Origin of the sequence: Kitasatospora purpeofusca (assembly GCF_034043715.1) — a bacterium.
GTDB lineage: Bacteria > Actinomycetota > Actinomycetes > Streptomycetales > Streptomycetaceae > Kitasatospora > Kitasatospora purpeofusca_A.
The window spans coordinates 45,301-59,208 of the sequence record NZ_JAXCLC010000037.1 but is presented as its reverse complement, the minus strand read 5'-3'; the positions used below and the strand labels follow the sequence as shown (position 1 = coordinate 59,208).

At 74.0% G+C, this 13,908-nt stretch carries 11 protein-coding genes; 5 read left to right on the top strand and 6 right to left on the bottom strand.

Translation table 11 applies throughout. The features are described 5' to 3' along the window. Window positions 1-83: 83 nt before the first annotated feature. Complete coding sequence (locus SM793_RS20270) at window positions 84-686, bottom strand: carbonic anhydrase (RefSeq protein ID WP_320439641.1); 603 nt, start codon at window positions 684-686, stop codon at window positions 84-86. 410 nt (window positions 687-1,096) lie between these two features. On the opposite strand from SM793_RS20270, the gene SM793_RS20265 reads away from it, so the two are divergent. After that, entirely contained in the window at window positions 1,097-2,065 is a 969-nt protein-coding gene (locus tag SM793_RS20265; RefSeq protein WP_320439640.1) for an alpha/beta hydrolase, read from the top strand. A 172-nt stretch (window positions 2,066-2,237) separates the two neighbouring features. Here the strand turns inward: SM793_RS20265 and SM793_RS20260 are convergent, their stop codons facing one another. The 3 genes from SM793_RS20260 to SM793_RS20250 all read right to left on the bottom strand — a co-directional run bounded on the left by SM793_RS20260 (window position 2,238) and on the right by SM793_RS20250 (window position 6,632). After that, complete coding sequence (locus SM793_RS20260; RefSeq protein WP_320439639.1) at window positions 2,238-2,933, bottom strand: response regulator transcription factor; 696 nt, start codon at window positions 2,931-2,933, stop codon at window positions 2,238-2,240. Continuing rightward, a complete protein-coding gene (locus SM793_RS20255; RefSeq protein WP_320439638.1) occupies window positions 2,930-4,129 on the bottom strand; it encodes a sensor histidine kinase in 1,200 nt (399 codons plus the stop codon). The genes SM793_RS20260 and SM793_RS20255 overlap by 4 nt, the downstream gene beginning before the upstream one ends. A gap of 271 nt (window positions 4,130-4,400) precedes the next feature. Beyond that, window positions 4,401-6,632: an MMPL family transporter gene (locus SM793_RS20250; protein WP_320439637.1), complete on the bottom strand. Its 2,232-nt coding sequence runs from the start codon at window positions 6,630-6,632 to the stop codon at window positions 4,401-4,403. Between the two features lie 531 nt (window positions 6,633-7,163). Between SM793_RS20250 and SM793_RS20245 the strand changes: the two genes are divergently transcribed. The 4 genes from SM793_RS20245 (at window position 7,164) to SM793_RS20230 (ending at window position 11,712) form a co-directional block, all read left to right on the top strand. Beyond that, window positions 7,164-8,288, top strand: coding sequence for a DegT/DnrJ/EryC1/StrS family aminotransferase (locus SM793_RS20245; RefSeq protein WP_320439636.1), 1,125 nt, complete (start codon window positions 7,164-7,166; stop codon window positions 8,286-8,288). A 146-nt stretch (window positions 8,289-8,434) separates the two neighbouring features. Beyond that, window positions 8,435-9,427, top strand: coding sequence for an NAD-dependent epimerase/dehydratase family protein (locus SM793_RS20240; RefSeq protein ID WP_320439635.1), 993 nt, complete (start codon window positions 8,435-8,437; stop codon window positions 9,425-9,427). A 14-nt stretch (window positions 9,428-9,441) separates the two neighbouring features. After that, window positions 9,442-10,527: an MGDG synthase family glycosyltransferase gene (locus SM793_RS20235; RefSeq protein ID WP_320439634.1), complete on the top strand. Its 1,086-nt coding sequence runs from the start codon at window positions 9,442-9,444 to the stop codon at window positions 10,525-10,527. Window positions 10,528-10,686: 159 nt separating this feature from the next. Continuing rightward, window positions 10,687-11,712: a serine hydrolase domain-containing protein gene (locus SM793_RS20230; protein WP_320439633.1), complete on the top strand. Its 1,026-nt coding sequence runs from the start codon at window positions 10,687-10,689 to the stop codon at window positions 11,710-11,712. A gap of 611 nt (window positions 11,713-12,323) precedes the next feature. Here the strand turns inward: SM793_RS20230 and SM793_RS20225 are convergent. Beyond that, window positions 12,324-13,058 carry a polysaccharide deacetylase family protein gene (locus SM793_RS20225; protein ID WP_320439632.1) on the bottom strand — a complete coding sequence of 245 codons (735 nt, stop codon included), beginning with the start codon at window positions 13,056-13,058 and terminating at the stop codon, window positions 12,324-12,326. Beyond that, window positions 13,055-13,882 carry an SDR family NAD(P)-dependent oxidoreductase gene (locus SM793_RS20220; protein WP_320439631.1) on the bottom strand — a complete coding sequence of 276 codons (828 nt, stop codon included), beginning with the start codon at window positions 13,880-13,882 and terminating at the stop codon, window positions 13,055-13,057. The genes SM793_RS20225 and SM793_RS20220 overlap by 4 nt, the downstream gene beginning before the upstream one ends. Window positions 13,883-13,908: the final 26 nt, after the last annotated feature.

The window sequence follows — 13,908 nt, the reverse complement described above, 5'->3', positions numbered from 1 at the left end:
AGTCGGCGGTCCGGACGGCGATGGTCCGGACGGTGGCGGGCCGTGCGGCCGCGGGTCGTGCGGCGGCCCGTGCTGGGTGGGGCTCACAGCGGGAGGAACAGACCGGTGTCGGCCCGGTGTTCGAGCACCAGGCCGGTGTGGATCTCGTAGAACCAGCCGCGCAGCCGGATCCGCCCCTCGCTCAGCCGCCGGGCGACGGCCGGATAGCCGCGCAACCGGTCGAGCTGGGCGAGGACGTGCCGCTGCACGGGGCCGGCGACGGTCGGGTCGAAGACCTCGGCCGCGTCCGCGCGGAGCACGGCCCGGTCGGCGTGGCGCAGCCAGGCGCGGACGGCGGGCACCACGCTGAGGTCCTCGCCGCGGACCACGGCGCCGACGGCGCCGCAGTGCGAGTGGCCGCAGACGACGATGTCGCGCACCCCCAGCACCTCGACGGCGTACTCGACGGTGGCGGTCTCCCCCGAGGCGCCGTCGGCCCGGTAGAAGGGGACGATGTTGCCCGCGGTGCGGAGCTCGAAGAGGTCGCCGGGGTCGGCGTTGGTGATCAGGGCCGGGACGACGCGGGAGTCGGAACAGGTGATGAACAGGGCCTGCGGGCTCTGGCCGGCGGCGAGTCCGGTGAGTTCGCGGCCGGCGTCCCCGACCCGCTGCGGGAACGCCCGGGCCCGGTCGATGAGCGGTTCCATGGGAGTGGCTGCCTCCTTCGGTGACGCCAGGTGCGAGTCCGCTCACCTGACGTTGCGTCAAGAGGGAGTAAAACACGGGTATGGGGAAAGCAAAAGTGAGTTCTGAGCACAGAGTGTGCCGATCCGGTTAACATCCTGTTGCGTCGAACGAAATGACGCATTCCGCTGCGGAAGCCGCAGGTCAACCGGCATGGAGCGGTCCGACCGGCAGTCGGCGCACGGAATTCGCCGTGCGCCCCTCCTGCCGCCGCGCGCCCTCTCCGCACCCCCTGGGCCACCGCCGTCCGGGCAGCCGGCGGCGGCCGCTCCGCCGACCCTCGGACCGTGTTCGAGAGCTGCCGCGTCCTGGGACTGGAAGCGGATCGACGCGGCCTGCTGGTCGGAAGCCGTTCCCTGCGAGGATGCGTCTCGTGCCTTATTTCACCTCGTACGACGGAACCAGGTTGTTCTACTCGGTTGCCGGGAGCGGCCCAGCGCTGGTCTGCCTGGCGGGCGGACCGGGGGCGGACGTCCGCGATCTCGGCGATCTCGGAGGTCTGGATCGCCACCGCACTCTGGTGCTGCTGGATGCCCGTGCCGCCGGGCGGTCCGAGGTCCCTGCGGACCGTGACAGTTGTGCGTTCACCGAGCAGGGCCGGGACGTGGAGGAACTGCGCCGACACCTGGGCATGGAGCGCGTGGACCTGCTCGCCCACTCCGCCGGCACCCTGACAGCTCAGGAGTTCGCGGCCCGCCATCCGGAGCGGTTGGGGAGGCTGGTATTGGTCACGCCGGCCGGCCTGGTCGCCCGGGAGGTGGACGAGGCCGAGGTGGCTGCCGTTCGGGAGCGGCGTGCCGGCGAGCCGGGAAGTGCTGAGGCACTGGCAGTCGGGGCATCGCCGTGGAGCTATGGCGCCTGGTCGGAGGCGACGCGGACGCACCACGAGGCCGAGGCCGACTATCCGCAGCCGCCGTCGTGGCTGCGCGAGACCTTCTACGTGAGCCCTGCCTCCGCAGCGGCTGCCGCAGCTGAAGTTGCCCGCCGTGCTGCTGTGCCCAGCCCGGTGCTGGTGGTTGCCGGAGCCGAGGACGGCGTGACGGGCACAGCGCCGTCACGGCTCGTCGCGTCCTGCTACCCGGCGGCCCGGTTGGAGGTGCTGTCCAGGTGCGGGCACTGGCCCTGGGTGGACACGCCAGCGGAGTTCTGCGACCTGGTGGCCGGATTCCTGGCTAGCCGGCAGGACGTCGGGGATTTCCTTGACGGTCGAGTGGTCGAGGCGGGTCCGCAGCAGCGGGTGCTCGGCGCTGTCGCGGTCCTGAATGTTGGCCGCGACGACGTGCACGGCCAGGAGCAGACACCGACTCGTACGGCACCTCGGCGGCCGTCCGGCCGCAGCTGACGGGGGTGCTGCGGCCGACGCCGGGCGGGCCGAAGACCACCAGGTCGTAGCGGTCCAACAGAGGTCTGGACCATAGGGGTGGCGCCGTCGGGTGCCATCCCCGCGAGGCGGTAAGGGTCGGCGATACGGATCAGCGGCACGGCATCAGCGGCACGGGATCAGCGGCACGGGATCAGTCGTTCGGGCCGGAGGCCGGGCGGGGCGACCGGACGAGGCCGGTCTGGTAGGCGAGGGCGACGAGCTGGGCGCGGTCGCGGGCGTCGAGCTTGGCCATCGCCCGGTGGATGTGGGTGCGCACCGTGAAGGGGCTGACGTACATCCGGGCGGCGATCTCGTCGTTGCCGAGGCCGGTCGCGGCCATGGCCATCACCTCGCGTTCCCGCGCGGTCAGGACGGCCAGCCGTTCGGGGGCGGCGGCCCGGGCCCGGTCCGGGTCGGGCTGGGCAAGCAGGCGGTCGATGACGGCGCGGGTGGCGGCGGCCGACAGCAGCGGCTCGCCGGCGGCGACCCGGCGCAGGGCGGCGAGCAGTTCGGTGGGTTCAGCGTCCTTGCCGAGGAAGCCGCCGGCGCCGGCGCGCAGGGCCTGGGCCACGTACTCGTCGATCTCGAAGGTGGTGAGGATGAGCACCCGGGTGCCGGCGAGGTCCGGGTCGCCGCAGATGGCGGCGGTGGCGGAGAGGCCGTCGACGCCGGGCATCCGGATGTCCATCAGGACCACGTCGGGGCGGGTGGTCCGGGCCAGTTCGACCGCCTCCCGGCCGTCGGCGGCCTCGCCGACCACCTCCATGTCGTCCTCGGCGTCGATGAGGACGCGGAAGGCACCGCGAAGCAGGGCCTGGTCGTCGGCGAGCAGTACTCGGATGGTCACGTGGGTTCCTCTCGGGCGGCTGTGCGCAGGGGCAGTTCGGCGGAGACCAGGAAGCCGCCGCCTGACCGGCGGTCGGCAGTAAGGCGTCCGCCCACGGCGGCGGCGCGCTCGCGCATACCGATCAGGCCGAAGCCGCCGCCGGCCGGGGCGGACGCGGGCGGGACCGGGCGCGGCGGGCGGTCGTTGGCGACGGTCAGCAGGAACCGGCCGCCGGAGTAGGTCAGCGTGACGTCGGCGGCACTGCCGGCGGCGTGTTTGGCCACGTTGGTCAACGATTCCTGGAGGATCCGGTAGGCGGTGAGGTCGACGCCCGGGGAGAGCCGCTGCCGCTCCCCCTCCACGGTGAGCCGCACCGGCAGCCCCGCGCGTTCGAAGGCGCCGACGAGGTCGGGCAGCCGGTCCAGGCCGGGGGCCGGTTCGAGCGGGGCCTCCGGATCGTCGGCGCGGCGCAGCAGGCCGACGGTGGCCTTGAGCTCGCGCAGCGCGGAGCCGGTGGCGTCGGTGAGGTGGCTGAGCATCTCGCGGGCCTGGGCGGGGTTGCGGTCGAGCAGGTGGACGGCGATCCCGGCCTGGGCGTTGGCGAGCGCGATGTGGTGCGCGACGACGTCGTGCAGGTCGCGGGCGATCCGGATGCGTTCGTCGGCGACCCGGCGGCGGGCCTCCTCCTCGCGGGTGCGCTCGGCCCGTTCGGCGCGTTCCTCGATGGCGGCCAGGTGGGCGCGGCGGGTGCGGACCGAGTCGCCGATGGCGCCGGGCAGCAGGATCCAGGCGATGAAGCCGATCCGGGCGCTGATCGGGGCGCCGGGTTCGGCGACGAACGTGGCACCGGTGACCAGCGCGGCCGCGACGGCGGTGGCGATGCGCGCGGTGGTGCGGTCGGTGTGGACCGCGAGGACGTAGAGCGCGACGATCAGCGGGGTGACGAGTCCCACGTTGAGCTGGGTCGCGACGAAGCAGATGGCCAGGGCGCAGGCGAAGGTGATCCCGAACAGCGCGCGGGGGTGGCGGCGGTGGAGGAGCACGGCTGCGCTGGAGACGACGGCCAGGGCGAGCGCGGGCGGGTTGGGCGCCAGGTGGTTGCCGAGGCGGTCGACGGTGGTGGTGCCGGCGGTGGCGACGAACACGCCGAGCACCAGCAACGCGTCGAGCAGGCGGGGGTGGCGGCGGCGGACGCGGTGCGGCCAGGTGTCGGTCATGCTCGGTTCTCCACGGGCCCGGACGGTGCGGGGGGACGGGCGGTACGGCGCTGAGGCGGGACGGGCCGTACGCGGTACGGCGGGTACTGCGGACGCAGTACCCGGCCATGCGCTTCGGCTGCGGTTGGGTGGCGGTTCGACGGCGGTCCGTCGATGCTTCGACGGCGGTTCACCGGTGGTTCGTACCATTTTGACCGGTCCGGCACGGCGGCCGGAACGCGGACCGCCCCGCCGCGGTCCCGGGGAGAGGGATCGCGGCGGGGCGGGGTACTCAGACGCCGACCGAGTGGCGGGCCAATTCGGTGCCGGTCCCGTCGGCGGGGGCGCCGGGGAGCGGGGGCTCGGTCCTGAGGTTGGCGCCCTCGACGTCGATGTCGGGGACGATCCGTTCCAGCGGGCGCGGCAGCCACCAGGCGCGGCGGCCGAGCAGGGCGAGGGCGGCCGGGACGATCGCCATCCGGACCACGAACGCGTCGAAGGCGACGGCGGCGGCCAGGCCGAAGCCCATCATCTTGATCATGGGCTCGTTCATGCCGATGAAGCCGGCGAAGACGCTGATCATGATGAGCGCGGCGGCCGTCACCACCCGGGCGTTGTACCGGAAGCCGGTGATCACGGCCTCGCCGGGCTCCTCGCCGTGCACATAGGCCTCGCGGATGCGGGTGACCAGGAACACCTCGTAGTCCATGGCCAGGCCGAACACCACGCCGATCATGAAGATCGGCATCATGCTCATCACCGGGCCGGTCTGCTCGATACCGATCAGCTCGGCCAGCCAGCCCCACTGGAAGACCGCGACGACGGCGCCGAGCGCGGCGGCCACCGAGAGCAGGAATCCGGCGGCGGCCTTGATCGGGACGAGCACCGAGCGGAAGACCACCAGCAGCAGCACCACGGCGAGGCCGACGACCACCGCCAGGTAGGGCAGCAGCGCGTCGTTGAGCTTCTGCGAGACATCGATGTTCATCGCCGTCGGACCGCTGACCAGCACGGTCACGCCGGTGGCGGACTTGAGGCCCGGCGCCTTGTCGCGGATGGCGTGGACCAGGTCGGTGGTCGCGGCCTCGCTGGGTCCGGTGGCCGGCATGGCGGTGACGAGGGCGGTGTCCCCGGCCTGGTTGAAGGCCGCCGGGGTGACGGCCACCACGCCGGGCAGGCCCTTCACGGCGTCGCCGACCTGCTGGACGGCGGCCTTCGGGTCGGGCACGCCCTTGGCGTCGACCAGCAGGGTCAGCGGACCGTTGAAACCGGGGCCGAAGCCCTCGGAGAGGTGGTCGTAGGCGCGGCGCTGGGTGGTGGAGGTGGGCTTCGCCTCGTCGCCCGGCAGGCCGAGCCGCAGATCGAGGGCGGGCAGGGCGAGCACGCCGAGCCCGATCACGCCGCCGACCAGGACGGCGACCGGGTGGCGCAGCACGAACCGGGCCCAGCGGGTGCCGCCGTTGGGGCGGGCGCCGGCAGCCGCGGCGGCGGCCCGCCGCGGGTCGCGGAGTTTGCGCGGCAGCACCCGCTGACCGATGAAGCCGAGCAGCGCGGGGACCAGGGTGAGCGCGACCAGGACGGCGATCACCACCGTGCCGGCCGCCGCGAGGCCCATCTTGGCGAGCAGCGGGATACCCACCACGGAGAGCCCGGCCAGCGCGATGATCACGGTGAGCCCGGCGAACACCACGGCCGATCCGGCCGTGCCGACGGCCCGCCCGGCGGCCTCCTTGGGCGCGTACCCGTCGAGCAGTTCGGCCCGGTAGCGGGAGACGATGAAGACCGCGTAGTCGATGCCGACGGCGAGGCCCAGCATCATCGCCAGGGTGCTGGTGGTGCTGGACAGGCCGAGCACGCTGCCGAGCCCGGTGATCAGCGCGATGCCGAGGCCGACGCCGATCAGCGCGGTCAGCAGCGGGAGTCCGGCGGCCAGCAGCGAACCGAAGGTGATCACCAGGACGACGGCCGAGATCGCCATGCCGATCGCCTCGGCGGAACCGCCCGCCTCGCCGCCGGCCATCAGGGCCGTGCCGCCGATGTCCACGGTGAGGCCGGCGTCCCGCGCGTGCTGGGCGGCCTGCTCCAGGGCGTCGGTGGCTCCGGTGGAGACCTTGCCGGGCTTGGCGTCGTAGCTGATCGTCGCGTAGGCGGTGCTGCCGTCCTGCGAGACGGCGCCGGTCTTGAACGGTACGGCGGCTCCGACGACCTGCTCGCCGTGGGCGAGCTCGGCGACCGCCTTCTCGACCGTCTGCTGGTTGGCGGCGGCGGTGATCTTCTGGCCGGACGGCGCGACGAAGACGATCCGGGCCGAGGCACCGTCGGACATCGCGCCGGGGAAGCGCTCGTCCATGAGGTCGAAGGCCTTCTGCGCCTCGGTGCCGGGCATGGCGAAGCCGTCGTCGGGGGCGGCGGGCGCCTTGGCGGCCAGCACCCCGACGGCGGCCAGCAGGGCGACCCAGAGCAGGGTCACCAGCCGGCGCCTGAGGAAGGACCATCGGCCCAGGCGGTAGAGGAAAGTGGCCACGGGAGAGCGGACTCCTTCGGAGGTCGGAGGTCGGAGGTCGGAGGTCGGACGGCGGATGCCGGGTGCCGGACGGCGGGTGTCGGGCAGCGGGCAGCTGGTGACGGGCGGGATCGGTGGCCGGGAGCGCTGCCCGGCCGTCGCGGCCAGGGGCTCCCTGAGCATGGCCATCCTGCGTCGGCGGGCGTCTCGTCGGCGTCGGCCCTGTGCAGGCATTCCGGACTACTGCGGACGCAGCAGGACGACCCGGACGCCGTAGTGCCCGGAGCAGGCCGACGGCTGTCCGGGTCCGACCTGCGGCCGAGGGGCGGCCGCCGGAGCCGGGGGTGCAGGGGGTCGGCGTGCGAGGGTCCGCCGGGTCACCCGGGCGGGGGTACGGACGGGCCGCGCACCGAGTGGCGAAGTAGCGTGATGTGCCTGGACCGGATGTTTCGCACCGGTTCGTCCAGACCTGTCCGTCACCGGTGACCGGGAAGCCCGCAGGCCCCCGGAGCACCGACCGTCCGCAGCACGACCCGCTGCCGGAGGTGGCCCATGGGCGTTCCCGCCGCCCGCATCGTCTTCGACGAGAACGACCGCGCGGCCGTCGCGGAGGCGGTGAGCGAGATGCTCGCCACCGGCGCGCTCACCCTCGGCCCCTGGACCGAACGGTTCGAGCAGTCCTTCGCCGCCGAGCACGGCGCCACGCACGCGGTCGCCGTCGCCAGCGGCACCGCGGCGCTGGAGATCGTCCTGCGCGGCCTCGACGTCCGTGGCCGCGACGTGGTCGTCCCGGCTGTCACCTTCTACGCGACGGCCGGCGCGATCCTGCACGCCGGCGGCCGGCCGGTCTTCGCCGACGTCGACCCGGCCACCCTCGCGCTCGGCCCGGACACCCTGGAGGCCGCGCTCACCCCCGACACCGCCGCCGTGGTGCTGGTCCACATCGGCGGGCTGGTCACCCCCGAGGTCGACGCCCTGCGCGCGATCTGCGACGCCAGGGGCATCCCGCTGGTCGAGGACGCCGCGCACGCGCACGGCAGCAGCTACCTCGGGCGCGCCGCCGGCACCTTCGGAACGGCCGGAGCCTTCTCCTTCTACCCGACCAAGGTCACCACCAGCGGCGAGGGCGGCATGATCCTCACCGAGTCCGCCGCACTGCGCGACGAGGCCCGGATCCACCGCGACCAGGGCAAGGGCTCCTTCACCACCAACCACCACGTGCGGCTCGGCGCGTCCTGGCGGATGAGCGAGCCCAACGCCGCCATCGGCACCGTCCACCTGCGCCGGCTCAAGGAGTTCGTGGAGACCAGGCGCCGGGTCGCGCAGCGCTACGACGCCGCGCTCGGTGCGCTGGACGGCCTGACGCCCGTCCTCGAACCGGCCGGCGCGCGCGGCAACTACTACAAGTACGTCGCCCTGCTGCCGCCCGGCGTCGACCGCGCGGCGTTCAAGCGGGCCGTCGCCGAGGAGTACGAGGTCCGGCTCTCCGGCGAGGTCTACGACCTGCCGCTGCACCTGCAGCCGGTGCTCGCCCCGTACCGGCGGGCGGCGCTGCCGGTCGCCGAGGACGTCTGCGCCCGGCAGATCTGCCTGCCGGTGCACTCCGACATGACCGAGGACGAGACCGAGCTGGTGATCGAGGCGGTGTCCGCCGTCCATCGCCGCTTCACGGGCTGACGGATCACAGGCCGACCGGTCACGGGCCGACCGGTCACAGGCCGACCGGTCACAGGCCGACGGACCGCGCCGGTCGCGAGAACCGTCGCGAGCAGGCGAGCAGGCGAGCAGGAAACGCGAGCAGGCGAGAGAGAAAGGCGAGAACCGTGCGGATAGCGGTCACCGGAGGATGCGGCTTCATCGGCTCACACGTCGTCGACCGGCTGCTCGCCGCCGGGCACGAGGTGCTCGCGGTGGACTCCACCGACAAGTACCTCAACCCCGACGCCGACCACGCGCGGATCGACGTCCTCGACCTGCCCGCCCTCACCGCCGCCCTGGACGGCTGCGAGGTGGTCTTCCACCTGGCCGCGCAGGCCGACGTCGAACGGGTCGCCGCCGACCCGGTCGGCGCCGTGCGGGCCAACATCGACGGGACCGAGGCCGTCCTGGAGGCCGCCCGCCGCAACGACCTCAGCCGGACCGTCCTGGCCAGCACCGTCTGGGTGTACGGGGCCGCCCTCGGCGAGGCCGGCATGGAGGACGAGGAGCAGGAGCTCGACGAGCACGTGCCGATCGAGCTGGACCACAGCGGACACCTCTACGTGGCCACCAAGCTGGCCGCCGAGATGCTCGTGCACAGCTACCGCCAGCTGTACGGGCGGCACTTCACCATCCTGCGGTACGGCATCCCGTACGGGCCGCGGATGCGCGACGAGCTGGTGGTCGCCCGGTTCGTGCAGGCCGCGCTGGACGGGCGGCCGATCACCATCGCGGGCGACGGGCGGCAGAGCCGCAACTTCGTCTACGTCGAGGACCTCGCCGACGCGCACGTCCGTGCCCTCTCCCCCGCCGCCGAGGACCAGACCTTCGCCCTGGAGGGCTCCACCGCCGTCTCGGTCCGCGACATCGCCGACACCGTCGACCAGTTGCTCGGACCGGTCACCATCGAACACATCGAGGCCCGCACCGCCGACTACGCCGGGCGCCGGATCTCCGCCGCGCAGGCCAAACGGCTGCTCGGCTGGTCGCCCCGCACCAGCTTCGCCGACGGCGTGCGGCGGTACGCCGACTGGTACCGCTCCGAAGCCGCCCCGCCGGCCGGCCCCGCGACCGGTCCTGCGACCGGCCCAGCGACCGGCCCCCGCCAGGGCGCCTGAGCCGGGACCGGGCGGTGCCGCACGCGCTGCTGGTCTCCGGCTCGCTCGGCCAGGGCCACGACGTGATGGCCCGGGCCTGCGCCGACTCCCTGGAGGCACTCGGCTGGACCACCAGCACGGTCGACGCGATGGCCCTGCTCGGGCAGCGCGCGGGCAACGCCGGGGAGGCGGTCTTCCGGCGACTGCTCGACCTGCCCGGCGTCTACGACGCGTTCCACTTCTCCGCCCTGCGCCCCGGCGCCCGGATCGCCCTGCTCGCCGACGCGGCGGCCCGGCGCCGGCTGGTGCCCGCCGTCCGGGCGCTGCTCGCCGAGCAGCGCCCGGAACTGGTGGTCTCGGTGTTCGCCACCGCCACCTCCGCCGTCAACCACCTGCGCGGCGACCCGCCCGCCTTCCGCCATCTGGTGCTCTGCACGGACGTCACCCCGCACCGGCTCTGGGTGCAGGACGGCACCGACCTGTTCCTGGTCACCTCCGAGGTCGCCGCCTGCGGCGTCCGCCGCTACCGCCCGGACGCCCCGGTGGCCGTCCTGCCCGCCCCGCTGCGCGCGCCGTTCTACCGCCCGCCCTCGCGCGCCGAGGCCCGGGAGCGGCTGGGCCTGCCGCCGGACGCGCGCTGCGTACTGCTGATGTCCGGCGCCTGGGGCCTCGGCCCACTGGCCCGCACCGCCGCCGAACTCGCCGACGCCGGACCGCACGTCCTCGCCGTCGCCGGCAGCAACACCGAACTCGAACGCCGCCTGCGCCGCGCCGCCGCCCGCCGACCCCGACTCCACCCCTTCGGCTGGACCGACCGAGTACCTGCCCTCATGGCCGCCGCCGACCTCGTCGTCACCAGCTCCGGCGACACCTGCAGCGAGGCCCGCGCCCTGGGCCGCCGCCTCCTGCTGCTGGACGTCGTCCAGGGCCACGGCCGCGACAACCTCCAGCACGAACTGGAACTCGGCCACGCCGACGTCGTCTCCGCCCGCCCCACCGAGGTGGTCCGCTCGGCTCTCGCCGCCCTCACCCGCCCCGAGCCCGCCCCCTCCCCCGGCGCCACCCCGGAGGGCTGGCGCACCGGCTTCACAGCGGCCCTGGAACGGGTCGGCCTGGCCTGACACCGCCCGCGCCCGGGCCCCTTCGGAGGCCCGGGTTCGGACTCCACCACCGACGCGCTCAACACTCCTGCCGCGCAACTCGCCTGGCGGCAGGGCGTCCTGCGCCGGGCAGGCCGACCTCACTACGCTTCCGGGGCACCCACCCCGACAGGGAGCGACATGATCCACGACACCGAAGCCGTCCAGGTACTCGTCCAGGAAGGCGTGGCGCGCAGGACCTACCCCGGCGCCGTCTGGGCCGCCGGGGACCGGACCGGCCCGCTGGCCGGCGGCGTCTGCGGAACGCTCGACGGCACCGAGCCGATGCTTGCCGGAACGGTCTTCGACCTTGCCAGCCTGACCAAGGTCACCGCTGTATGGGCGGTCCTCGGGTGTCTTTGGAAGGCCGGCCGGCTCCCGCTGAACGACTCACTGGGAACCCTCTGGACTGAGGTCGCCGGCCACCCCCTCGGGCAGGTCACCGCGCGCCAACTCCTCACGCACAGCGCCGGAGTTCCGTTGCGGGCGAATCTGCGGAACTCGTACGGCACCGACCGGGCTGCGGTCCGAGCCGGTGTTCTCCATGAGGCCCTCCACCGGCCCCCGGGCGAGGCTGTCGAGTACACCGACCGCGCCGCACTCGTCCTGGGGTACCTCGCCGAGTACCTCACCGGCACCACGCTCGATCAACTCGCCTCGGATACCGTATGGAAGCCGCTGGGAATGACAGAGACCCGATTCGGCCCGGTCCCGCCCGACATGGTGCGGCGCTGCGCCCCGACGGAGGTCGACGAGGCCACCGGGCAGCCCCTGCGCGGAACCGCCCACGACTTCTCCGCACGCCTGCTCGGCGGGGTGTGCGGGATCTCCGGGGTGTTCTCCACCGTCGAGAACATCGCCCTATTCGCCACCGCCCTGCTCAACGCCGATGACGCCCCGTTCGGTGCTGAATGGGTGCGGGAGTCCCTCCGTATCCAGACCGGCAGTCTGACCCCGCCCAGGGGCCTCCTCTGGCATCCCGCCCCTGACACGGATCCGGCCGACGACGTGTGGGTGCACTACGGCTTCACCGGCACCGGTCTCTGGATCTCGCCGGAACAAGGGATCTGGGCGGCGCTCTTCACCAACAAGCTCTTCCACACCCGTGACCGTGAACCTCTGACGAAGGTACGGGGTGCCTTCCGGGCTGCTCTGTTCACGCCATAGCAGCCTCACGAACAGCGCGAGGATCCGGACTCGGCCAAAGCCGACGGGGACGACGTGGTCGCACAGGTCTCCGCCACCGTTGGCCCGCCACAGCCTGGCGGGCCAACAACTGCGCAGCGGCCTGCCGACCTTCCGGCATCTGGCGCTCTGCACCGACGTCACCCCTCACAAGCTGGGTACAGGACGACACCGGCTTCTTGGGCATCACCTGCGAGTGCCGCCCGACGGACGGTACGTCCTACCGATGTCCGGCGCCTGGGGCCTCGACCCGCTGGCCCGCACGGCCGCCGAACTCACCGACGCCGGACCGCACGTCGTCACCCTGGCAAGCAGCAACACCGAAAGGAACGCCGGCTGCCCTACCGCCCCCGCCTCCACCTCTTCGGCTGGACCGACCGGGTACCGAACCGCACCGCTCACCGGGCGCCACCCCGGAGGGCTGGCGCACCGGCTTCGAAGCGGCCCTGGAACGGGTCGGCCTGGCCTGACACCGCTCCCGCACCGGCCTCGACCCGTCCCGTGCAGAGGACACTGATACGCCAACGGCCGCTTCCCCCGATCGCGACGGGGGAAGCGGCCCGACGCACGCCCAGGCCGGGCTCTTCCGCGCTTCAGCCACCCCGGACGCCGTGATCCCGCAGGGGCCCGAGGGTGAGGCCGTGGTCGTGGCAGTGGGCGGCGATCAGGGGAAGGGCGGCGAGGGTGGCGCGCCAGGATCCGGGGGTGGAGGTGCAGTCGGAGTCGTGGAGGAGGAGGGTGGCGCCGCCGGTGAGGTGGGGGCGGGCAGTGGCGAGGACGGAGGGGCCGGTGGCGCCGGGTTCCCAGTCGCGGCCCCAGGCCGTCCACAGGACGGTGCGCAGGTCGAGGCGGTGGGCGGCCAGGGCCTGGCCGGCGGTCAGGACCCCGTAGGGCGGGCGGTACCAGAGCGGGGGCGCGCCGGCGAGGTCGGCCACCGCTTCGGTGGCGCGGCGTAGTTCGCGCAGGTCGCGGGCGGGGGCGGGGTAGTACTGGCGGCGGTGGTGCCAGCCGTGGACGGCGACCTCGTGGCCCCGGGCGACCAGTTCGCGGCCGAGGTCCGGGGAGCGTTCGAGCATGGCGCCGAGGAGGAAGAAGGTGGCGCGGAGGCCGAGGGTGTCGAGGGCGTCCAGGATCGGCGGGGTACCGCGCGGGTCGGGGCCGTCGTCGAAGGTGAGGGCGAGGTGCCCCGGGGCGGTGCCGTAGCCGGCGGTGCGGCGGGCCAGCAGGCGTTTGACGGGCGGCAGTCGGACGGTGGCCGGGGCGAGGTGGAGCAGTTCGACGCCGGCGGCGGCGCCGAGCAGGAGAGCAGTGCCCCTCCGGGCCCTCACCCGAACCGGGCCGCCATCCGCCGGAAGAAGCCTGGGGCAGCGCCGTGGATCCGGGCCGGGAAGTCCAGCCAGTGCGGGAGGAAGGCCCGGTCGCGCTCGGTGGTGATCGCCGCGTGGACGAGGTCGGCCACCGCCTCGGCGGAGACGGGACGGGGGCGTTCGCGCTGGTAGTCGGTGCCGCGGGTGGCGAAGAAGGGGGTCGCCACCGCTCCGGGGAGGATCAGCCGGACACCGACGCCGGTGCCGCGCAGCTCGTACCAGAGGCTCTCGGCGAACATGGTGAGCCCGGCCTTGGTGGCGGCGTAGGCGGCCTCGTCGCGGACGCCGACCTGGCCGGCCATCGAGCCGAGCAGCACGATCCGGCCCCGGTCGCGTTCCAGCATCCCGGGCAGGAGCAGCCGGGCCAGCCGCAGCGGGGCGGCGAGGTTGACCTCCAGCATCCGGTCCAGGGTGTCGGTGGGGGTCTGGGCGAAGGGGCCGCGCCAGCCGAGGCCGGCGCTGGCGATGAGGGCGTCCACCCGGCCGGCGGCGGAGAGGGCGGCTTCGGCGAGGCGCTGGGCGCCGTCGGGCTTGGCGAGGTCGGCGGGCAGCGCGCGGCCTCCGGTGCGGGCGGCGACGGCGTCGAGCCGGGTCTGGTCGGTGCCGGAGAGCAGGAGTCGCCAGCCGGCGGCGGCGAGCCGGTCGGCGGTGGCGGTGCCGATTCCGGAGGAGGCGCCGGTGACGAGCGCGATCGGCGGGTCGCCGGCGGGGCGCCGCCGGGGCCCTCGGGAGCTGGGACGGGCGTCGTCCGTGCCGTCCGTGGCATCCGTGGGGTCCGTGGTCATGGCACCTGCCGCTCTGTGCGCACCTT

Excerpts from the sequence above, each read along its gene's own strand:
- SM793_RS20270 (WP_320439641.1), bottom strand. The coding sequence starts at position 686 with ATGGAACCGCTCATCGACCGGGCCCGGGCGTTCCCGCAGCGGGTCGGG.
- SM793_RS20255 (WP_320439638.1), bottom strand. The coding sequence starts at position 4,129 with ATGACCGACACCTGGCCGCACCGCGTCCGCCGCCGCCACCCCCGCCTG.
- SM793_RS20245 (WP_320439636.1), top strand. The coding sequence starts at position 7,164 with ATGGGCGTTCCCGCCGCCCGCATCGTCTTCGACGAGAACGACCGCGCG.
- SM793_RS20230 (WP_320439633.1), top strand. The coding sequence starts at position 10,687 with ATGATCCACGACACCGAAGCCGTCCAGGTACTCGTCCAGGAAGGCGTG.
- SM793_RS20220 (WP_320439631.1), bottom strand. The coding sequence starts at position 13,882 with ATGACCACGGACCCCACGGATGCCACGGACGGCACGGACGACGCCCGT.